Source organism: Mucilaginibacter galii (genome assembly GCF_014635825.1).
Taxonomy (GTDB): Bacteria; Bacteroidota; Bacteroidia; order Sphingobacteriales; family Sphingobacteriaceae; genus Mucilaginibacter; species Mucilaginibacter galii.
The window spans coordinates 1-21041 of record NZ_BMDO01000011.1 but is presented as its reverse complement, the minus strand read 5'-3'; the positions used below and the strand labels follow the sequence as shown (position 1 = coordinate 21041).

At 43.0% G+C, this 21041-nt stretch carries 26 protein-coding genes; 10 read left to right on the top strand and 16 right to left on the bottom strand.

Features of this window, described 5'->3' with window-relative positions; all coding sequences use genetic code 11:
• Positions 1-178: 178 nt before the first annotated feature.
• The 6 genes from bshC to rpmB all read right to left on the bottom strand — a co-directional run bounded on the left by bshC (position 179) and on the right by rpmB (position 5254).
• Positions 179-1780 carry a bacillithiol biosynthesis cysteine-adding enzyme BshC gene (gene bshC, locus IEV61_RS17240; RefSeq protein WP_188418301.1) on the bottom strand — a complete coding sequence of 534 codons (1602 nt, stop codon included), beginning with the start codon at positions 1778-1780 and terminating at the stop codon, positions 179-181.
• Positions 1781-1828: 48 nt separating this feature from the next.
• The gene (gene rimO, locus IEV61_RS17235) at positions 1829-3163 is read right to left on the bottom strand and encodes a 30S ribosomal protein S12 methylthiotransferase RimO (protein ID WP_188418300.1); all 1335 of its coding nucleotides are present in this window, start codon (positions 3161-3163) and stop codon (positions 1829-1831) included.
• A 120-nt stretch (positions 3164-3283) separates the two neighbouring features.
• Positions 3284-4249: a signal recognition particle-docking protein FtsY gene (ftsY, locus tag IEV61_RS17230; RefSeq protein ID WP_188418299.1), complete on the bottom strand. Its 966-nt coding sequence runs from the start codon at positions 4247-4249 to the stop codon at positions 3284-3286.
• A 228-nt stretch (positions 4250-4477) separates the two neighbouring features.
• Positions 4478-4642, bottom strand: coding sequence for a DUF4295 domain-containing protein (locus IEV61_RS17225; protein WP_188418298.1), 165 nt, complete (start codon positions 4640-4642; stop codon positions 4478-4480).
• A 93-nt stretch (positions 4643-4735) separates the two neighbouring features.
• Positions 4736-4918, bottom strand: a complete 183-nt coding sequence (gene rpmG / locus IEV61_RS17220) for a 50S ribosomal protein L33 (protein WP_157539955.1) — start codon at positions 4916-4918, stop codon at positions 4736-4738.
• Between the two features lie 102 nt (positions 4919-5020).
• Positions 5021-5254, bottom strand: coding sequence for a 50S ribosomal protein L28 (gene rpmB / locus IEV61_RS17215; protein ID WP_188418297.1), 234 nt, complete (start codon positions 5252-5254; stop codon positions 5021-5023).
• A 165-nt stretch (positions 5255-5419) separates the two neighbouring features.
• On the opposite strand from rpmB, the gene acs reads away from it, so the two are divergent.
• Both acs and IEV61_RS17205 read left to right on the top strand, forming a co-directional pair.
• Positions 5420-7321 (top strand): acetate--CoA ligase, encoded by a 1902-nt coding sequence (acs, locus tag IEV61_RS17210; protein WP_188418296.1) that lies wholly within the window; start codon positions 5420-5422, stop codon positions 7319-7321.
• A 161-nt stretch (positions 7322-7482) separates the two neighbouring features.
• Positions 7483-7635, top strand: a complete 153-nt coding sequence (locus IEV61_RS17205; RefSeq protein WP_188418295.1) for a hypothetical protein — start codon at positions 7483-7485, stop codon at positions 7633-7635.
• Positions 7636-7823: 188 nt separating this feature from the next.
• On the opposite strand, the gene IEV61_RS17200 is transcribed toward IEV61_RS17205, so the two are convergent.
• Together IEV61_RS17200 and IEV61_RS17195 are read right to left on the bottom strand one after the other, a co-directional pair.
• Positions 7824-8039, bottom strand: coding sequence for a hypothetical protein (locus IEV61_RS17200; RefSeq protein ID WP_188418294.1), 216 nt, complete (start codon positions 8037-8039; stop codon positions 7824-7826).
• 17 nt (positions 8040-8056) lie between these two features.
• Positions 8057-8932, bottom strand: coding sequence for an SDH family Clp fold serine proteinase (locus tag IEV61_RS17195; RefSeq protein WP_188418293.1), 876 nt, complete (start codon positions 8930-8932; stop codon positions 8057-8059).
• Between the two features lie 470 nt (positions 8933-9402).
• On the opposite strand from IEV61_RS17195, the gene IEV61_RS17190 reads away from it, so the two are divergent.
• The 3 genes from IEV61_RS17190 to IEV61_RS17180 are packed head-to-tail and all read left to right on the top strand — an operon-like array spanning position 9403 to position 10872.
• Positions 9403-10032 (top strand): class I SAM-dependent methyltransferase, encoded by a 630-nt coding sequence (locus tag IEV61_RS17190; RefSeq protein ID WP_188418292.1) that lies wholly within the window; start codon positions 9403-9405, stop codon positions 10030-10032.
• Complete coding sequence (locus tag IEV61_RS17185; protein WP_188418291.1) at positions 9989-10492, top strand: hypothetical protein; 504 nt, start codon at positions 9989-9991, stop codon at positions 10490-10492. Before IEV61_RS17190 ends, IEV61_RS17185 begins: the two co-directional genes overlap by 44 nt.
• Before the next feature lie 32 nt (positions 10493-10524).
• A complete protein-coding gene (locus IEV61_RS17180; protein WP_188418290.1) occupies positions 10525-10872 on the top strand; it encodes a diacylglycerol kinase family protein in 348 nt (115 codons plus the stop codon).
• Between the two features lie 182 nt (positions 10873-11054).
• On the opposite strand, the gene IEV61_RS17175 is transcribed toward IEV61_RS17180, so the two are convergent.
• Both IEV61_RS17175 and IEV61_RS17170 read right to left on the bottom strand, forming a co-directional pair.
• Positions 11055-11603: an REP-associated tyrosine transposase gene (locus IEV61_RS17175; protein WP_188418289.1), complete on the bottom strand. Its 549-nt coding sequence runs from the start codon at positions 11601-11603 to the stop codon at positions 11055-11057.
• A gap of 79 nt (positions 11604-11682) precedes the next feature.
• Complete coding sequence (locus IEV61_RS17170; protein ID WP_188418288.1) at positions 11683-12315, bottom strand: tetratricopeptide repeat protein; 633 nt, start codon at positions 12313-12315, stop codon at positions 11683-11685.
• 202 nt (positions 12316-12517) lie between these two features.
• Here IEV61_RS17170 and IEV61_RS17165 point away from each other — a divergent pair, with 202 nt between their 5' ends.
• Together IEV61_RS17165 and IEV61_RS17160 are read left to right on the top strand one after the other, a co-directional pair.
• Positions 12518-12676 (top strand): hypothetical protein, encoded by a 159-nt coding sequence (locus IEV61_RS17165; protein ID WP_188418287.1) that lies wholly within the window; start codon positions 12518-12520, stop codon positions 12674-12676.
• Between the two features lie 325 nt (positions 12677-13001).
• Positions 13002-13253, top strand: a complete 252-nt coding sequence (locus tag IEV61_RS17160) for a hypothetical protein (RefSeq protein ID WP_188418286.1) — start codon at positions 13002-13004, stop codon at positions 13251-13253.
• A gap of 58 nt (positions 13254-13311) precedes the next feature.
• Here IEV61_RS17160 and IEV61_RS17155 read toward each other — a convergent pair whose 3' ends face one another.
• The 3 genes from IEV61_RS17155 to IEV61_RS17145 form a co-directional block, all read right to left on the bottom strand.
• Complete coding sequence (locus IEV61_RS17155; protein ID WP_188418285.1) at positions 13312-13506, bottom strand: hypothetical protein; 195 nt, start codon at positions 13504-13506, stop codon at positions 13312-13314.
• A gap of 116 nt (positions 13507-13622) precedes the next feature.
• Positions 13623-14162, bottom strand: coding sequence for a hypothetical protein (locus tag IEV61_RS17150; protein WP_188418284.1), 540 nt, complete (start codon positions 14160-14162; stop codon positions 13623-13625).
• Positions 14163-14451: 289 nt separating this feature from the next.
• Positions 14452-15012, bottom strand: coding sequence for an RNA polymerase sigma factor (locus IEV61_RS17145; protein ID WP_188418283.1), 561 nt, complete (start codon positions 15010-15012; stop codon positions 14452-14454).
• Between the two features lie 196 nt (positions 15013-15208).
• On the opposite strand from IEV61_RS17145, the gene IEV61_RS17140 reads away from it, so the two are divergent.
• Positions 15209-16759, top strand: coding sequence for an NAD(P)/FAD-dependent oxidoreductase (locus IEV61_RS17140; RefSeq protein WP_188418282.1), 1551 nt, complete (start codon positions 15209-15211; stop codon positions 16757-16759).
• 122 nt (positions 16760-16881) lie between these two features.
• Here the strand turns inward: IEV61_RS17140 and IEV61_RS17135 are convergent, their stop codons facing one another.
• Together IEV61_RS17135 and IEV61_RS17130 are read right to left on the bottom strand one after the other, a co-directional pair.
• Positions 16882-17271 (bottom strand): hypothetical protein, encoded by a 390-nt coding sequence (locus tag IEV61_RS17135; RefSeq protein WP_188418281.1) that lies wholly within the window; start codon positions 17269-17271, stop codon positions 16882-16884.
• Positions 17272-17285: 14 nt separating this feature from the next.
• Positions 17286-17852, bottom strand: a complete 567-nt coding sequence (locus IEV61_RS17130; protein ID WP_188418280.1) for an RNA polymerase sigma factor — start codon at positions 17850-17852, stop codon at positions 17286-17288.
• Positions 17853-18019: 167 nt separating this feature from the next.
• On the opposite strand from IEV61_RS17130, the gene IEV61_RS17125 reads away from it, so the two are divergent.
• Both IEV61_RS17125 and IEV61_RS17120 read left to right on the top strand, forming a co-directional pair.
• Positions 18020-18505, top strand: coding sequence for a DinB family protein (locus IEV61_RS17125; RefSeq protein WP_188418279.1), 486 nt, complete (start codon positions 18020-18022; stop codon positions 18503-18505).
• Complete coding sequence (locus IEV61_RS17120) at positions 18495-18866, top strand: CoA-binding protein (RefSeq protein ID WP_188418278.1); 372 nt, start codon at positions 18495-18497, stop codon at positions 18864-18866. The genes IEV61_RS17125 and IEV61_RS17120 overlap by 11 nt, the downstream gene beginning before the upstream one ends.
• Positions 18867-18910: 44 nt before the next feature.
• On the opposite strand, the gene IEV61_RS17115 is transcribed toward IEV61_RS17120, so the two are convergent.
• Positions 18911-20323, bottom strand: a complete 1413-nt coding sequence (locus IEV61_RS17115) for a methyltransferase RsmF C-terminal domain-like protein (protein ID WP_188418277.1) — start codon at positions 20321-20323, stop codon at positions 18911-18913.
• Positions 20324-21041: the final 718 nt, after the last annotated feature.

Here is a 21041-nt window from a genome sequence, read left to right as displayed (position 1 = left end):
GAACCGCCATTGGCCTTAAAGCTGATGGCGGTTTTCTTTTTTTTTAGATACTATTTAGAGTATAATATGCCAAGCGTTGTTGGGATCCCCTATGACAGTTAATAAGTGAATTCGATGTTGCCTTTCTTGATGAGATGCCGATATTCATCGGCATGACGGAGGAGTGAAAAGATTAGACCTACTCTGAAAGTACGGTAAATTTAAAGTCCAGCGGTTCAAAATTGCGGATGAGCTCATCTATAAAAAGCTGTCCCCATTTTACATAAAGTAATCCGAAATTCTCGCTGCGTTCCTGTAGGCTATTCTTAGGGAAAATCTCCTGTTTTATCGCTTCGATCTGCTGCAGGCGGGTATCGTAATTGCGCTTTTCAGCTTTAACCAGCTTGGTTTCGAGGTTATCAATGGCCTTTTTTAAGCGGGCCTGTACTGCACTGGTAGAGGGGCTTAAAGTAGGATCTATTTTGTGGGCACGCAGCTTTAGCTTTTCAAAAATGCATTGCAATTCGCGCCACTCTTCTTTAAGCGAAAGATCATGCTGGGTATGCGTTTTTACCCATTCGTTTTTAATAGTATCGGTATCTTTAAATAACTGTGCAGCGGTCAATTCCATTTTCTGCACTTTGGCCGTAGTTTCCTTACGGATAACCAAGCCCGAGTTGCGTAGTATTAAGATAGGGAAAGTAACACCATAATAATCAAAGTTGGCTTTCAATTGCAGCCAGTAAACCACTTCGGCACCACCGCCAATATAAGCCAGGTTAGGCAATATGTATTCCTGGTACATAGGGCGCATTACCACGTTAGGGCTAAAGCGCTCGGGGTGTGCATCAATTTCCTGCTCCAATTCTTCTTTCGAAAAACGGATCTCAGTATTCAACACATGATATTGTTCCCCTTCTTGCACCAGTCGCTCGCGAAGGTTATTTTGCAGGTAAAAAAAGTTGATCTCCCGTGGGTTCACCTGGGTATGCACGCCCAAGGTTTGCAGCAGCGTATTGCTTTGGGTAATAAGCTTAAAGCTGTTTTGCTCAATAATATCTTGCTTGATGATGCCTGCGAACTCTTTTTTTAGGCGCGCATCGTCGGCATCGATAATAACCAAGCCGTATTGGCCAAACAGGGCGTTAACCAGGTAGCGCATGGCATCGGCCAGGGTTTGATGTTGGCCGTAGGCGGTTTCTACTATGGCGGCTAAATCGGCAGCATGGCCTTCCAACCCTAAAACACCCTTGTATTGGTTTAAGCACTCCCGAAAGGTTTTAATATTAAGCCTGCCGGTGGCACCGCTTACCTGCTCGTTCCACTGAATTTTTTTGTGGCCAATGTTGGTATAGTTGATCTCGGCAAAATCATGATCTTCTGAAGCCATCCAGTATACTGGTACAAATTTTTTGTCAGGATAAGCTTCCTCTAACTGTCGGCACAGCTTAATAGCCGTTACAATTTTGTAGAGAAAATATAGAGGACCTGTAAACACATTTAACTGGTGACCGGTGGTAATAGTATAAGCGTTATCCTGTTTAAGCAGGTCAATGTTGGCTTGTACTGTCGACAGGAAAGGTAGTTCGGGATTACCAGATTTGGTGTATTGTTCTGTTAATACCTGAGCAAGCAGCTCTCGGTTGGCTGTTACCTGTTTGTTTTCAAGTAATTCAGAGAAGCCTTTTAGATCGGGGCGGTAACTGTAGAATGATTTGAGCTCGGGTATATCGTCTAAATAGTCGATAACCGTTTTAGAGAAATAGCCGGTCTCTTGATAATCAATACAGGTAGCGTCCATAGCTTTCAAAAGTAGGAGCATTATTGATAACGCTCCTATGTAGGTATATTATTTTACAATTTGTCCATAAAGGTCAAAGTCCTCAGCACTATCAATCTTTACATTCACAAAACTACCCACGGTAGCATATTGTTGTGTAGCGTCTATCAATACCTCGTTATCCACCTCCGGCGAATCATATTCGGTACGGCCGGTTAAATAACCACCGTCAATTTTATCGATCAATACTTTGAAAGTGTTGCCAATTTTTTCCTGGTTCTTTTCGTAAGAGATTCCTTGCTGCAGTTCCATAATGGCTTCTACACGCTCTTGCTTTATTTCTTCGGGCACATCATCAATGAGGCTGTGGGCATGTGTTTTTTCCTCATGCGAATAGGTAAAGCAACCCAAACGGTCAAACTCAGTTTCTTCAACCCAGTTATACATCTCTTCAAAATCCTGCAAGGTTTCGCCGGGGTAACCGGTAATTAGTGTGGTACGCATGGCTATGCCCGGTACTTTATCGCGAATGGCATTTACCAGGTCAATGGTTTTTTGCTTGGTGGTACCGCGGCGCATCGATTTCAGCATATTATCGGTAATGTGCTGCAACGGCATATCCAGGTATTTGCAAATATTACTGCGCTCGTTCATGGCATCCAGTATTTCCATAGGAAAGCCTGATGGGTAAGCATACTGCAAACGGATCCACTCAATGCCATCTACATCGCTTAAGCGGCGCAGCAATTCGTCCAGATTACGTTTGCCGTAAATATCCAGGCCGTAATAGGTGAGATCCTGTGCAAGCAGGATGAGCTCTTTGGTGCCTTGCTTGGCCAGGCTGGTAGCCTGCTGCACCAGCTGATCCATTGGTGTGCTCACGTGCTTGCCGCGCATTAACGGGATAGCGCAGAAAGAGCAAGGACGGTTACAGCCCTCGGCTATTTTAAAGTATGCAAAGTGCGACGGGGTGGTGAGCATACGCTCGCCCAGTAATTCATATTTATAGTTAGCGCCAACGCTTTGCAGTAAGTTTTGCAGATCGTTAGTGCCAAAGTAAGCATCTACGTTGGTAATTTCGGCTTCCAGTTCGGGTTTGTAACGTTCAGATAGGCAACCGGTAACAATTACTTTACCTACTTTGCCTTGTTCCTTTAGCTCGCTGTATTGCAATATGGTGTCGATAGACTCCTGCTTGGCGTTATCGATAAAGCCGCAGGTGTTAATTACAATAATATCATTGCTGTTCACCTGCTCGGCCTCGTGAACTACATCAAACGCCTGTCCCTTGAGCTGACCCATCAATACTTCGGAGTCGTATATGTTTTTAGAACAGCCTAAAGTAACCACGTTTACACGGGGCTTGGCGGTTAGGATGGGCTTACTTGCTATTTTGGTATTCATATAACACTTATCTTATCGAAGCCCCCTCTAAATCTCCCCCGGGAGGGGAGACTTTTAAGAACTTGTATATTATTTTAAAGCCCTCCCTCCCGGGGGAGGGTTTGGGAGGGGCTGTTTTTACTATTTATTAAAGAGGCTATTCACAAACCCCTTACGGTCAAACAACTGCAAATCATTCATGCCTTCGCCTACGCCGATGTATTTAACCGGGATTTTAAACTGATCGGATATGCCTATCACTACACCGCCTTTGGCCGTGCCATCGAGCTTTGTTAGGGCTAGGGCATTAACGTTGGTAGCTTCGGTAAACTGCTTGCATTGCTCAATGGCGTTTTGGCCGGTAGAAGCATCCAGCACCAGCAAAATTTCGTGCGGGGCACCGGGAATTACCTTTTCCATCACGTTCTTAATTTTGGTAAGCTCGTTCATGAGGCCTACCTTATTATGCAAGCGACCTGCGGTATCAATAATAGCTACATCATCGCCGTTAGATACGGCCGAACGCAGGGTATCATAAGCTACCGAGGCTGGGTCTGACCCCATGGCCTGGGCCACCACGCGCACGCCTACACGTTCGCCCCAAAGTTGTATTTGGTCTACCGCAGCAGCGCGGAAAGTATCGGCGGCGCCTAAAACCACCTTGTTGCCGGCCTGCTTTAACTGGTGAGCCAACTTGCCAATGGTGGTAGTTTTACCCACGCCGTTAACTCCTACTACCATAATTACATACGGCTTTTGATTGCCGTACTCAAAGCTATTGAAATCGTTGCTGTTGTTTTCGGCCAGGAGGTTTTGTATCTCATCGCGCAGCAGGGTGTTTAGTTCGGAGGTGCTTACATATTTATCGCGTGCTACGCGAGCCTGTATACGCTCTATGATCTTGAGGGTAGTGGTTACGCCTACATCCGAGGTTACCAGCACTTCTTCCAGATCATCCAGCACATCATCATCAACGGTAGATTTACCGGCTATGACCTTGGTTATCTTAGAAAAAAAGTTGTCCTTGGTTTTCTCCAAACCGGTATCTAACGCCTCTTGCTGTTGAGGTGTGCTTTCTTTCTTCTTAAAAAAATCAAATAATCCCATAAATTATATGTGGCCGCTCCCAAACCCTCCCCGGGAGGGAGGGCTTTGAATTACAGGTATTTTATATTGTTTAAACAAGATGCTAAGATACTCAATATCTTATTGATGTAATGTCAAAGTTTGAGTTGCGTATTGCATAAAGCCCTCCCTCCCGGGGAGGGTTTGGGACGGGCCAAAAAAAAGCCCTCTTGAAAACAAGACGGCTTCTATATCTCTACTAAAGATGAATTACTGGGCTTTAGCCAAATCAATCGCATCCTTAACGTGGTCGTTATGAACGATTGCTTCTTTGAATGAGTAAGCACCTGTTTTAGGCGACTTAATCATGGTAATTACTTTAGAGTACTCTTTACCTTTACCGGTTTTCAGGGTTGCAACTACTTTCTTTGCCATATCTTGTTAATGTTTGAGTTATTGAATGAGCGAATGAGTGAGTATTGAAAAAATCAACTACTTAATCCAATCAACTAATCAACCAATAACTGATTACTTAATTTCTTTGTGAGTGGTTACTTTACGTAATACCGGGTTGAATTTTTTTAATTCTAAACGCTCGGTGGTGTTTTTCTTGTTCTTGGTAGTAATGTAACGAGACATACCTGGCATACCACTTTCTTTATGCTCGGTGCACTCTAATATTACCTGAACTCTATTGCCTTTTTTAGCCATTTGATGTTGGTGTTTGGGTTATTGAGTTATTAGGTTACTGAGTTATTGCAGATGCTGAAAACAACTTTATCAACCAATAACTTATCAACCAATAACTATCTACTAAATGTATCCTTTTTTTACAAATTTATTCAAACAAGCAGTTATACCATTTTTGCTGATGGTTTTCACGGCCGAAGTAGATACTTTAAGGGTAATCCATTTATCTTCTTCAGGGATATAAAACTTCTTGATTTTTAAGTTAGGATAAAACTTACGGTTAGTCTTAACGTTTGAATTAGAAACGTTATGGCCACTCAATGGGCTTTTTCCTGTTAAATCACAAATTCTTGACATGACAAAACTATTTTAAGTGTCTTTTTCTAAAAGAGTGTGCAAATATCAGGATATTAAGTGAATAATTCAATAGCGTTCTCAAAATATTTCAAAATCTTTTTTATCAGGCATTTGCCCTAAAAATTTTAACTTACAGCCGCCAAATATAAACGTCTAAAATAAGTTATGAAAGTTACCTCTTTTGAGCAATACCAGCAAATATATAAACAAAGTGTAGAAGAACCCGAGCAGTTTTGGGCAGATATAGCCGATACCTTTCAGTGGCGTAAAAGGTGGCACACTACCCTGAAATGGAACTTTAAAGAGCCCAATATTAAATGGTTTGAAGGCGGCAAGCTCAATATTACCGAGAACTGCCTTGACCGTCACCTCGAAAACAACGGCGATACCCCGGCCATCATTTGGGAACCTAACGACCCTACCGAAGCTCACCGCGTATTAACCTACCGCCAGCTGCACGATAAAGTTTGCCAGTTTGCCAACGTGCTTAAAAATAACGGCGTTGAAAAAGGCGACCGTATTTGTATCTACATGCCTATGGTGCCCGAGCTTTCGGTAGCGGTGCTGGCCTGCGCCCGTGTTGGTGCCATACACTCGGTGGTTTTTGGCGGCTTTTCGGCACAATCCATTGCCGATCGTATTCAGGATGCACAGTGTAAGGTAGTGATCACGGCCGATGGCGGTTTCCGCGGGGCTAAAGATCTGCCGTTGAAATCCGTAATTGATGATGCGCTGGTACAGTGCCCTTCGGTAAAGCGTGTTATTGTATTGACCCGCAGCCGCACGCCGGTAAGTATGATCAAAGGACGTGACGTATGGTGGGAAGACGAAATAAAGAAAGTAGAAACGCAAGGCAACCCTGCCTGCCCGGCCGAAGAAATGGACGCTGAGGATATGCTGTTCATTTTATATACTTCGGGTTCTACCGGTAAACCTAAGGGTGTGGTACATACCTGCGGTGGTTATATGGTGTATACAGGTTATACCTTTGATACCGCTTTCCAGTACCAGCCCGGTGAAGTCTATTTTTGCACGGCCGATATTGGCTGGATCACCGGTCACTCGTATATTATATACGGGCCGTTATCTCAAGGTGCCACCGCGCTCATGTTTGAAGGCGTACCTACCTGGCCCGATGCCGGCCGTTTATGGGATATTGTAGAAAAGCATAAAGTCAACATCTTATACACTGCGCCAACTGCCATCCGCTCGCTCATGAGCTTTGGCGAAGATGTGCTCAACGGTAAAAACCTGAGCTCGCTTACCAAGTTAGGCTCCGTAGGCGAACCGCTGAACGAGGAAGCCTGGCACTGGTTCGACGAAAAAATAGGACACGGTAAATGCCCTATTGTAGATACCTGGTGGCAAACCGAAACCGGTGGTTTCATGATCTCGCCCATTGCCAATGTAACGCCGCTTAAACCGGGTTACGCCGGCTTGCCGCTGCCGGGTGTGCAGCCCATTTTGGTAGATGAAAACGGTAAGGAAATTGAGGGCAACGATGTAAGCGGTAACCTCTGCATTAAATTCCCTTGGCCGGGTATGCTGCGCACCACCTATGGCGACCACGAACGCTGCCGCCAAACTTACTTTGCCACTTACGAAAATATGTATTTTACCGGCGATGGATGCCTGCGCGATGCAGACGGCTATTACCGCATTACCGGCAGGGTAGATGATGTGCTCAACGTATCGGGCCACCGCATTGGCACGGCCGAGGTGGAGAACGCCATTAACATGCACAGCAGCGTAGTAGAATCGGCCGTGGTGGGTTACCCGCACGATATTAAGGGACAGGGCGTATATGCCTTCGTGATTAGTCCTAACAACCATGGCGATGATGAATTGACCCGCAAGGATATCCTCATGACCGTAACCCGCATTATAGGCGCCATTGCCAAACCCGATAAAATACAGTTTGTCACCGGCTTGCCCAAAACCCGTTCCGGCAAAATTATGCGCCGCATCCTCCGTAAAATAGCCGAAGGCGATACCGGGAATTTAGGCGATACCAGCACCCTGTTAGACCCTGGCGTGGTAGAAGAAATTAAGGCAGGGGCTTTATAGTTGTAGTTGTCTGTTGCCCGTTGTCTGAACCGGAATTTTAAGAATTTATAGAATAGACAGAATTGAATATATTGTTAAGCAGGGTTTTCCATAAGAAAACCCTGCTTTTTTTATTTCCCCTCTTGAGGGGGGTAGGGGTGTGTTTCTAAAAGCGATAAGTATTGATTCCTGATTCTATACTCTCGACTCTTCCTCTGGGCGTTCCCTCCGGGCCGGGTTATCCGCTCATACGCCTGCAGGCCTTACGCACCCGGCCGGTATCCGCTACTACCCCTAACGCCTGGGGCGATGTAGGTGCGGTGATAGTGCAATGAAAACATCGGCTATCGGCTGAATCGCTGACCTTGTATAATTATGTGAAAGAGAGTATAATTCTGTTCTCCTAAGGCCGAAGCGCAGTGGAGGTAAGGTTTAGTCGTGTGATGATAACACTGAACATTAACTAAAATAAAAAGCGGCACTGTAAACAGGCCGCTTTTTATTTTAGTTTAATCTAAATCTATTATTTGAAATTCGCATTGAAAGAATAATTTTTGGTGTGTGAATAGCTATCTTCTATTGATAGGAGCTGGTTCCCACGGTGTTTTGCCATTCCGCTTTCAACTAATGATTCAAAATTTTCAAGCGCCTGTTGAAAATTTTTTATTTGATTGATATTTTCTTGTGATTTTTTTTCATCGCTAATCAAATTTTGTAATTTTTGAGTTGTTGTTTCCATATGTATTTTGATTGCTATTAAATGTAAATACGTGTATGTACAAATATTTTATCATTGCCCCCACTATTAAAATCGGCTAATAAATCATAATAAGAACGAATTTTATCGCGTTTTTGTTTATCATGCGTATAATCTTCTATTTTTAGCTTTAATTCTGTTTGTAATGTTTCTATATTTATTGGACGTCCATGAGACTTCCATTTAGTATTGTTGCTTAAATCGTCTGCTATTTCTTCTGCACGCCTTTCTTTCTGTTCAAGTGTAACAGGACTACCGATTAAACCTGGGGTTGTAGCATGAGTATTCCAGTTTTTAAATTTATAATTAACAAGCCACTTTTTGAGTAGGGATATAGTTAACTCTTTGGCTTGTTCATATCCTTTCAATTCGGCCAAGTCAAAGTCTTTCAATATTAAGAACTCTGCATTTGTTAGAGTATTTTTTTGGGCTTTATCAATAAGCTCATTAATTTTATCTAAATATCCTAATGCGGCGACCCATCTGCCTTCTTTGTTTTGCACTTGAGGATCAATAGGCCCCAATACTGATGAGTAATCCATGTAAATATTGTCACCACTCATGCAGAATATTGTTCCAGCGCTATATGCATAATCTGGGACAATGAAATTTACTTCAGTATAATGCTGTCTCAATATGTTAACATACCTTTCAACTGCAGTTGCGCTACCCCCGCCAGTAGTTAATACTACATATAAAGTATCCTTTTTATCTTGATGTGCTATCAAATCCTCAACTATTTTTAATAAATGAGTTTCAACACCATCGACTATCTGTCCTGTGTAAGAAATTACGTCTGCGTTTAATTCAGCCTCAAGTTCCACAAGTTTTTGTGTAAGCAAGGCTTTGATGGTATCGTTAACTGAAGGAGACACTTTTGAATGGTGGGTTAGTATCCTGCTAAAATAAAACGAAATAATTTTATTTTAATCTGTGTGGATAACTAAACTTAGAGTTAGCAAATATAATAAAATGCAATAAAAAATACTAAAATAATTGGTATATTTTATTATTGCATTTGTTACAAACAGGTGCAATAATTGATGGCTGACTCTGCTACCGCGAGTTTAGCGTAGCGTAACTCGTGGTACTTATGATGTAAGGTTAAATCCGCTCATAAGCCTGCAGGCCTTACGCACTTGGCCGGTATCCGCTACTACCCCTAACGCGGGAGTGGGATTTACCAATTAAATTTGAAACAAACCAATACAGTATTGATAGTTTATTAATGAAAGTACTTTTAAAATAAAAGTAAATTTTATCTTTGGCTTTGTAGTTAGTAAATTGAATCTTGTTGATTCGTCAAGAATTAACTTTTCATCATGTGCGGCTATCAATTCAATGTATGAGCAGGAACAGCGCTTTGTTTTATAATAATCTCTCAGCTTTTTATCCGCTGATTGATGTGTTTTTAAAGTCGCAAAAAAAGGTATTGGTTCAAGAAATCAATGCACAGCAACGAGGTGCTTTGCTTGAAATTGGTGTAGGAAACGGCGCTCATTTACGGGCTTACAAAAAGCATAAAATTACAGGCATAGATATTTCTCCGGGAATGCTTGAGGTTGCCCGCAAGCAAAATTGTGCGGATGTTGAGCTCTATCAAATGGATGGAAAAGCATTAGCATTTAAATGTAATCAGTTTGATTATGTCGTTCTATCGCATGTTATTGCCGTGGTTGATGATGCCGATCAACTTATGAGAGAAGTGGAGAGAGTGTTAAAGCCTAAGGGAAAAGTCTTTATCCTAAATCACTTTACGCCCGAAAACTGGCTCAAATATATTGATTATGCTTTTAGCATTATCTCGCGGTTCTTCCACTTCAAATCTGTTTTTCACATTCAAGATGTAAATTCCCTAAACAAATTAAGTCTCATAAAAGAAGTGGGCTTGGGTTTAGGATCGTACTATAAACTTTTAATTTTTCAAAAAGATGACAAAGAAGTACTACGCAATCATGGTATCGTTATTTGTTAGTTTATTCATCTATCTGTTTTACCGCACAGATAAAACCGTTGTTAATGAAATGGCAATTCTTTTCTTTTCGCAACGAACTTACCTGGGGTTAAAAACAAGTATTATTAAATTTTTACCGCTTAACGACATTTTAATTTATTCGTTGCCTGAGGGTTTATGGATATTTTGCGCAACTATTACGTCAAGGCCATATTTTATACGGTTGGGTAAATGGAAATTTAAGTGCGCTTATATTCCATTGATCTATGGTATTGGTTTAGAATTTTTACAGCTTTACCATGTTACCAACGGACGCTTTGACTATACTGATCTGTGGGTTTCGGCTATATTTTGGTTGATAGGCATTAACGTTTATAAAGAAGAAGCCGACCGGCAAAACAGGATGATGCCTTTAAATTTAAAATCAGTTGCTTGTCTTGCTACTTACGGTATTGTTTATTTATCGCATGTTTTTAAATAAACTAAATGATGAAAGAGGAGAAAAATATGATAATGAAACAGCACCTCATAAGCTATAAATATGGTATACGGGGAATTTGGTTAGCCTTCTGTTATGAGCACAGTATGCGCTTTCATTTGGTTGCAGCCATTGCCGTAATCATATTAAATTACGTATTAAAAGTTAATCATACAGAGTGGCTTATTACGCTGATATTAATTGTACTGGCATGGATGGCCGAGATATTTAATACCGCTATAGAAAAATTAGCAGATAAGGTAACTACCAACCATGATGCCCTGATTGGACAAGTTAAAGATTTAGCTTCTGGGGCAGTACTTATTATATGCCTTTTTTCTGCCCTATGTGCAGCAATAATTTACGTGCCTTATTTGTATTAATCATTGCATTAACACTGCCCCCTTGCTGGCGCGCACCCCCCGCTGCCGCGAGTTCCCGCTGCCGCGAGTTTAGCGTAGCGTAACTCGTGGTACCTATGATGTAAGGTTAAACCTTACATCATAGGTACCACGAGTTGAAAACCTGCGGTAGCAATAGAAAGGTGTTTTCAATTTATAATCTATCAAACCATCAGCACAATATCTAACAATCCCTTGCCACCAACGTAATCTCGTGCACTGCTGTACAGGTAATGGTGAGGTTCGTCTACCCAGCCTGCGGTAACCGGGTTGTTATGCAGGTAGTCGAGCTTTTGCTGCATTACTTCGTTGCTCCACAATTCGATAGGGTGGCTGCCTTGCTGCCAAAATTGGTAGTCTTCGTTGTTGGGGTTGTGCTGGCCGGCACGTTTAAAATGCCATAGCATCCATTCCTTTCGGCTTTCTTGCGGATGGTCGGCTATGGCATTAAGCAACGTTTTAGCGGTATGCCTTTTCAGGTCGCGCATGATTTCGGGCAAGGTTTGAGCAGTAGGACTAATAATGAGGTGTACATGGTTGCTCATAATAACCCACGCATGTACTTGAAGCCCTTTATTTCTTATACAATATTTTAAACTGTCTATGAGTATGTCCTTATATACTATCCGGGTAAAAACGTCTATCCAGTTAACTGTGGTAATAGTTACGAAGTGGGGGTTCCCGGGATGGTGGAATTTGTAATTGCGACTCATGGTTAACGCAAGTTAATAAACTTGCTATATATAAGCCACGGGTTGAAAGCCTGCGGCAGTGAAGGTTAACATCTGCACATTAACGATCAGCTTCTTTCCAAAAGATTTTATAAGGCGAGGTATCCGTGCCATATTCATTGTATTTGGCGGCCAATTTCCGGTCGGTTTCGGCGGCAGTGCTGTCTTTGGGGTTGAGTATGTATTTTACCGCGCCCCTCATATAGTAGGTGTCTTTAAGGTAAGTAAGAAGACCAGGGTGTTTTAGCGCTTCGTTATAATCTTGCAGGGCACCTTGGTAATCTTTCATGCTTTGCCGGCAACCGGCGCGGTAGTAATAATAGTTGCTGCTGTCTGGATAGAGCTTTAGTAAACCGGTGTAGGCTGCCGCTTCCTGTTTGTAATTACTGGTGCCCTGGTAATATTGCGCCATGTTGAGGTAGGCGGCTTTGGTGTGATAGCCTTTAGCGTTGGCCTGTTCAAAATAGGCTGCCGCTTTGCCCAGTTCTTCCATATCAGTTTCGGGCGAGCCGCCCCAGAAATGGCTTTTTGTAGCTTTATTATAATAGTACATCCCCAACTCATGCTGAGCTTTACCGCTAAGCCAGCGATTACCAAAATAGAAACCCAATGCAGCCAGCAATATAAAAGCCAGTACGATAGCCGTAAGCCAGGCGCGGCGTTTGGCAGATGGCTTGTTTGTGGTTGCATTCATGTTGTCAAATATAGATAGCTTTTGGCCAAATAGTATGTTAAGGCACTCATAGCTATTCTTATGGGATTTAAACTTTGGGGTAGCAGCGAATAGGGTTGAAACCTACGTTAGCGGAGGTGAGTGCAAAGGTAAAAGCTTAACTCAGAAGAGAGTATGATTTATAAGAAAATTCATTTTATATTTGATATATAAATAATAGGCAATGAGAGCTTTAATGGCACCAATACTGGCAGTAATATTTTTAGGCTGGGTATTTTACCTAACCTTTATTACCAAAACAGTTAAAAAACATAAGGACGAAGTTTTTGCGGGTTTCTTCTTCATGGCTGTATGGGCGGTAATTATTTTAGTTATTGTTTAAAAATTCCTTTTCAGGGCGCTTGCATTCGGTGTATACTTTCACCAGCAAACTTCCCGCTTGCGGCAATAGTGGCATTCAATTCTGTTAGTTCTACCAATTCTTCAAACTCCTGTTCACACAGTTTCCGCGTTAGGGGTAGTAGCGGATACCGGCCACGTGGCTAAGGCTTGTGCAGTATGAGCGGATAACCCGGCCCGCAGGGAACGCCATTAAAGTCCGTTAGTTGGTAGGCTTAAGTGCGTCAGCAGGTAAAAAATATGTTGACAGGAACCAGTAAAACGTTATCAGGCCAAAACACAATTACCTAATTCGGCATTTAACCCATATGGATGAACGTTTCCTGGTGGAGTTGACCTATAAAGGCGAGGTGTTAAAATACGATGCCGAAGTGCGTAATTACGGTTATGTGCAAAAGGTGGCGGTAGATATTGATGGCCTGCTGGTGCAGTTTGAGCCCGATGAGGAGGGATGTTACCGCGCCCTGATTAGCCCCGAACAGGTAAACAGCAAGGATAATAAACTGGAGATAGGTTTGCTGCAGGCCATTGCCCAAAAGCTGGAAAGCTTGCAGCCTTAGGGGCATGCAGCGGTATCTGTTATCATGTGCAATCATCTATCCTCTTGATTGTCATCATTTATAGATGCTTGCCCTGCTGTTGCTGCTCGTGAACCAGTAAGGCGTAATTAAACGCGTCCTGTTTGCTGGCAAACGACATTAACCTGTCGTCGCCCCAAAAAACGCTGTATTTATCGTTTCCGGCGGCGTCTTTCCAGGTGGTAATGCGGTAGCCTTCGGGTAATGATTTTTTGGTCCATGGTAAAGGTTGCATACTTCAGTGGTTTAAAGGTATATATAAACCAATACGTATGCTGCAATAAAAACGCTGGGGCTTAGCGTAAATTTACCTGATATTTCAAGGTTGGTGCCATCTTTAGGTTTAGCTGCTCATAACTTCTTCCTGAAATACAGCTCGTCAAAGTATTGATCAATGTTGCAGCCACCCAGATCAATAACGCCGTTCATGTTATCCTGGTAGCAGGTTTTAGATAAGTTATTGGTGTTGAGTACGATGATCCTGTCGTAGTCGGGCGCGTATAAAATGAGCCGTTGTTTGTTTTTGAGGTTCCAGTACAGGCCATGGTCGGTGTTAGGGTTTTTGGTGCCTGGGCCGTAAAGTTTAATGAGTTCTTTTAACATGCGGGCTTGCATTTGGGCGGTCTTGATACCAATGCGATAGCCGTAAATAGCACTATCGGCCTTGTAGCTATTGATCACACTATCCAGCGCTTGGTTGCTTTTAACGCGCGTGCCAACATACTGGCCTACGCCATTGTGCATGCTGGTATCTTTACGAAAGGTAGGGGAGTTTAACTGAAATATAACCTCCGTGCTATCTAACGGAATACCGTTGAAGCTGTAAGTGCTGCTCGGCCTCACCTCTACCACAATGGCTGGTAGGTTCCAACGGTGTTTACACCAGCCCAAACTCTATTGTGGTAATGTATCAGCGTTCGCACCTTTTCATTGAGGTTAAGTTTAGCAAGGTCTATGCGCGGCGGAGTTTTTTCTTTACAGAATATTAACAGGACCGGGAGCAATAACAGGAGGATGAGGTGTTTGGGCATCGACATAAAATGTGGGTTAACGGCTGGTAAAGTAGTCAGCAATACAACGTTTATTACACCCTGAAGTTTTATGAGGATTTTTGAGTGTTTTTTGAAGAATTATCTAATTTAATGAAAGATTATGAACGGTTAAATGTCGTTAAACCGCTTTAACAAGCCATGCATAATCGCTCCCTGTTTTCTAGCCGGTTCAGTTTATCTTTCAAAACGCCGCGAGCACGGTGCAAAGTGGTACGTGATAATAACTCGCTGATACCTAAAGATTCGCCAATTTCCTGGTGCGAGTAACCCTCAATGGCATACAGGTTAAATACATGGCGGTAAGTGGACGGTAACTGCTCTATCATGGATAGTAACTCTTTGGTTTCCAAACTACTGTCGTTGTAGCTCATGTGCAATATTACACCTTCGGGCAGTTCATCGGTCAATACCATGGGCTTCCGTTTGCGGTAGCGCGATATGGCCGTAGTTACCATAATACGGCGAATCCAGCCTTCCAGGCTGCCTTCGCCTCGGTAGCGTTGCATTTGGGTAAACACTTTAATAAAACCTTCCTGCATGATGTCTTGGGCTTCGTCGCGGTCGGTGGCATAGCGCATGCAAGCAGCTAACATGCGGGGCGACAGGGCTTTGTACAGCATCTCTTGCGACTTGCGTTCCTGTTGCAGGCAACCTTCCCATATTCGATTCAAGCTTTGTTCGGTAATCATGATTTCTGTATTTGATACACCTATGCCAAAGTTGGAACCAAATAAGTAATGAATTGATATTTAGATAGTTGAGTTTTTTTACTGCTCGTGAACTGTTCGCTAACGTACAATAAAAGTGCACGCACGAACACTTTTTCAACCCTGCACAACATTGCGTATCTTTGCATCATCCAGGATAAAAACCCGGCAATATACAATGATGCAAGAGATTGAAATAGTGTGCCTTCCCGAGGAGCACGAAAACCAGGAAGCTTTAAAGGCCATAGCAGCCACCAAGCTAAAATTAGCGCCTAAACGGATACATGACTTGAAAATACGCAAGCGGTCTATTGATGCCCGCGGCCGTAAAGTGGTGTACCGTATGCAAGTACAGGTGTTTTTAGATGAACCTGCCCCGCCCACAAGTTTTAATATTGATTATCCCAGCGTAAAAGACAAAAAGCCGGTTATCATCGTTGGTGCTGGTCCGGCCGGTATTTTTGCTGCATTGCAGTGCATACTTTCTGGCCATAAGCCCATTATTTTAGAGCGTGGTAAAGATGTAAAACAGCGCCGCCGCGATTTGGCTAACATTAACAAACAGGGCTTGGTTAACCCCGAATCTAACTATTGCTTTGGCGAGGGCGGTGCCGGTACTTATTCTGATGGCAAGTTGTACACCCGCTCTACCAAACGCGGCGATGTAAACCAGGTGCTGCAAATGTTTGTGGCTCATGGCGCAACCGAAGATATTTTGGTAGATGCCCGCCCGCACATAGGCACCAACAAACTGCCGCACATCATTACCGCCATGCGCGAAACCATTTTGAATGCAGGCGGCGAGTTTATGTTTGATACCAAGGTAACTGCCCTCGATATACAATTTGGTAATATAACTGGTGTGAAAACTGCTGCGGGTGATATTATACAAGCCAACGCTGTAATTTTAGCCACCGGCCACTCCGCGCGCGATGTGTTTGAAATGCTGCATCGTCAAAATGTGTTAATAGAAGCCAAGCCCTTTGCGCTGGGCGTGCGCATAGAGCATCCTCAGGAAATTATAGACAAAGCCCAGTATCATTGCGATATCCGCGGCGAACACCTGCCGCCATCTTATTACAGCTTGGTAGAACAGGTAGATGACAGGGGCGTTTTCTCGTTCTGCATGTGTCCGGGTGGCATTATTGCACCTTGTTCTACCGAGCCTGTCGAAATTGTGGTAAATGGCTGGAGCCCTTCAAAACGAAATAATCCTTTCGCTAATTCTGGTACCGTAGTTCAAATCAATATAGAAGATATAGCAGGCAATAACGCTGATCCCTTCAAACTTCTGCGCTTTCAAAAGCAGGTGGAGCAAATAGCTTTCACGGTGGGCGGCGGCAATTTAGTAGCGCCGGGCCAGCGCATGGTAGATTTTGTGGAAGGTCGTTTCTCAGCCGATATCCCAAAAAACTCCTACCTGCCCGGTGTGGCCAGCAGTAATTTGAAAGATGTGCTGCCTACATGGATCCATCAGCGCTTGCAAAAAGCATTGCCTGCTTTCGGCCGTAAAATGAAAGGATATTATACCAATGAGGCTTTATTGGTAGGCGTAGAATCACGCACTTCATCACCCATCAAAATACCGCGCGACAGGGATACGATGCAGCACCCTCAAATTACCGGCTTATACCCATGCGGCGAAGGTGCCGGTTATGCAGGTGGAATTATTTCGGCCGCTATAGATGGGATGAATTGTGCTTTGGCAGCAGTAAAGCAATTGACCTAAGATATATTTTATCAATCCCCTCCTCGGAGGGGTAGGGGTGGGTCATTAAACCATTCAAGTTTTTATAACTCGCCCCTCCTTCGGACCACCATCACCAGCACCTCTTTAAGGGAATTAAAACCTTATTCAGCTGATTTCTCCTCCGGCTTGCTTTCATCAAACCATTCGCGGCGGCCAAAAGGCTTACGGTCGCGGCACATGCGGTGGCCAAATTGTTCCTTAAAATGCGCCTGTTCTTCGGGGCTCATGTTTTTAAAGCGTTCGGCCATACGTCCGCGCATCCAGGGAGCACCACCACCAAAGCGGCCCGGGCGTCCAAAGCCAAAAAGGATCTTACATAATATAAATATGCCCATGGCCTGCCAAAAGGTAATGACACTTACATGCAGGATTGCCGGCAGCAGGTTGTTCCAAAGCTGCATTACAATAAAGCTAACGAGCGATAAGAATGCTGCTGCAATAATGGGGATAAATATAAACCGGTAGGGGCTTGCCCAAATTCGTCTTTTCATGATGTTGTTTTTTTTTAGTAGTTTGCTATATCATCATACAACTCTTTGAGCCGCCTGCGCAGGTGAAGTACCGCATAGCGCTTTCGCGACACCAGCGTATTAATGTTAACACCGGTATGCCGGGCAATCTCTTCAAAGCTTTGGTTCTCCAGTTCCTGCCATACAAATACTTGCTTTTGATCAAGAGGAAGTTCGTCTAAGGCTACAAAAAGCTCTTCCCAAAAAAGGTTCCGCAAATACTCCGTTTCAGGTGTGTTGGTTTCACTCAGCATAATAGTGCCTAAATCGGCCGTATCGTTTTCATTATCACCATCTGCACTGTTAAGCAGTAGGTCATCAAGCAGCCATTCGCTATGCTTGCGGTATCTATCGGTAATTTTATTACGGGCCACACGGTACAGCCAGGCACCGGTTTGTTCAACCGGCGATGAGTTGACCACCGAACTCAACTGATACCAAACATCCTGCAGTATGTCTTCGGCATCGGCATCGTTCTTCACCCGCCGCCTTATGAAAGACAGCAAGCTCCTGCCATATTCTTTGATGGCTTTCAGAGTAAAGCTGTTTCTATCTTGGGGCATTAGAGCAGTATTCAATGTATGATGTATTTACAAGTGCAGACGATTGTGCTTAAAAAACATTTTAAAATAGTTGATAAAAGTTTTAATGCGTTTTTGATATAGATAAATCAGCTGTAATTTAGTTACACCTTATGCCCAAATGGAATTATAATTGTACTATATAAACCATGACAACCGCACAACAACTTCAATACGAATTGGAAACTGCCTTTGTGGGCAGGCCTTGGTATGGTAACCCCATCAGCGAAATTATTACCGAAGGTAGCTGGCAGGCTGCTTTTAATAAGCCGCCAGGCTCCGTTCACAGCATAGCACATATCATAGTACACATGACCGGCTGGACCGAAGAGGTAATTAGCCGCTTGCAAGGAAACCCTGCTGCCGAGCCTGCCCGTGGCGATTGGCCCGAGCCATCACTCCCCGGCGAACAAAGCTGGCACCAGTTGGTTATAGATTTAGATGAGGCCAACAGTAATTTGATCAAAGCCATGCAGGCTTTACCCAACGAGCGTTGGGATGAATTGATCAATGATCAGCGTGAGCTTAACGAGCCGGTAACCACTTATAAAGAGTTGGTTTACGGATTTATTCAGCATCAAATATATCATGCAGGCCAAATAGCGTTATTAAACCGAATGAACCATGTTAGTTAAAGAAAAGAAAACCCTCATACTTGGCGCCACGCCCGATAGCAGCCGTTACGCCTACCTGGCCGCCAACCGCTTGGTGCGTACCGGGCATCCTATTATTAATATAGGTATTAAAAAAGGAGAGGTAGCCGGCGTTGAAATTGAGAAAGCCGAAGAGGTGCATACCGATATAGATACCATTACCTTATATATAGGTCCGCAACACCAGCCACCTTTATATGATTATATCTTGGCCACTAACCCTAAACGTATCATCTTTAATCCCGGAACCGAGAACGACGAATTGCGCCGACTGGCCAAGGAGCGGGGAATAGAAACGCTGTCGGCTTGTACGCTGGTGATGTTATCTACAGGAGAATATTAAAAAAGGGGTCATTAGTAAGACAGGAACCGTTGGTAAGGATTTAATTACATGTCTTGGCTCTTGGTTCCTGGTTCTTGACTCTGTTTTTGACTCATGATTCTGATCTCTTTAGGATAGTAATTATTTATCCTGTTAGGTAGCAATTTGGCCCATCCTAAGGGATAGCCCTGGTAGCACATCAGTCCCCAGCCTTTAGTATCAATGTTTAAATCTTCAATATTATCCCGACGCAGGTAAGCAATAGCTTGGTCGTAGGTAAGTTCTATTTGATTGAAGGCATCCTTATTAAGCATCAAACAAATGGCCAATTCATGGTCGGGTATAAGTTCTTTACCTGCCAACTTGCCTAAACGCACGCCCGATTTTTTGAGGTATAAAAAATGCTGCAGCGTTTCCAAGCTATCACGGTGATGCTTATTAATGGCCAGCCAATCCTCATTTAGTTTGAAAAAGTACAGATCGGCGGAGCAGTTTACATAAGGCTTCAACAGATCTATCTCCTTATAATTAGGTTTAGGCGAATTTTTAGCACGAAAGCTTTGCAATTGGCCGGTATTTTCGCGCTTGCGCAAACAGGCAGCAAACAAGCCTTCGCCCTTTAGCTTGTCGGGGTAAAAGCGGTAACCCCATGCTTTATGCGTGGCCGACTGGCTTTCTATAATTCCCCATTCAGTTTGTACAGGAATTTGTACCGTTTCCAGTTCAAACTCTTCGCAAAGCCAATCTAGTACCGCCTCGTCTTCCTCGTAAGAGTAAGAGCAGGTAGAATAAATGAGGTAACCATCTTCTGTTAAAGCCGGATAAACGTCGGCAAGTATCCGTTCCTGCCGCTGCTGGCATAAAGCCACATTGCCTTCACTCCATTCATCCATAGCAGCAGGGTCTTTTCTAAACATGCCCGAACCTGAGCAGGGAGCATCAATTACTATAATGTCAAAGAAACCTTTTAGCCGGGCAAAAGACTTAGGGTCGTTATTGCTAACCACTACGTTAGTGCGACCCCAGCGGTTCAGGTTGTCTGTTAATATAGGTACCCTGGTTTTAATGATCTCGTTTGCCACTAACAAATCCTCATCTGCCAGGGCCGAACTTATCAGTGTACTTTTGCCACCGGGCGCGGCACAAAGATCAAGCACTTTAACAGGTCCATAGTCCTTATTATATACGTGGCGCAAAATATGGTCAATAAACATTGACGATGCTTCCTGTACATAATAGCAGCCGGCATGAAAAAGTGGATCGAAAGTGAAAGAAGGGCGACTATCTAAATACAAACCGCTGTTGCACCAAGGCACCGGCTGTGTATGATTAAAAGGCGCAGGTTTGTATGGATTAACCCTTACCGAGGTAGGTGTATTGCTATTTTGATGTGTAGTTGTGAATGTTTCGGCATTAAAACCAGGTACGTTATGCAAAGAATCAATAAATCCTTTAGGGAAATGAATATCGTTAGTCATGTATATCAAAGATACATATTATCAAAGCAGGTTAAATTAATGTTGTTTAATTGTGATATTTATAATGAACTGCCTTTTATATAACCTGTTATATAGAAATTGATAAAATTTCAAAACAATTTGGCTGAAAGAAAAAAATGTACCTATATTTGAAGCCCTGCAATAGACAGCAGGTTGTTATTTGAAGTTTTAAGAGCCGTAAAAAAAAGTGAAAATAACACTTGACACGAATAGTGAAAAAGTTGCATCTTTGCATCCCCAAGACGAACGAGTCTGACGGAAAATAAGTTCTTAGAAAAGCGAGGTTTAAAGTTGAATTTTTGAGTATAAAAACGAGAAAATTAAAAATAAAAAATCTTCAAATAAAATTTGGAGAAACGAAATTAAAACTTACCTTTGCACTCCCAATCAAAAGGGAAACAAAAACAAAAGTTTACAGCCGCAACGGCTGATAACATAAAAGCTAAACCGTGAGGCGAGGCGATGAAAGTTCTTTAAGAAGTAACATGTAGCGTAGTAGTGAGATAGAGATATCGGAACTGCTGAAAAGAAAAGAGAAACGAAATGTTTTCTTTCCAATAAGGGAAACATGGGGATTTAGAGTTACTTGAGAATACTGTATAAAGATACAATGATAGGCCGTTTCTGGTCTATCGAAAAACAGATTTCTATTTTTAAGTAAAGTAGAGTCTGGATTAAAACAAAACATTTTACAATG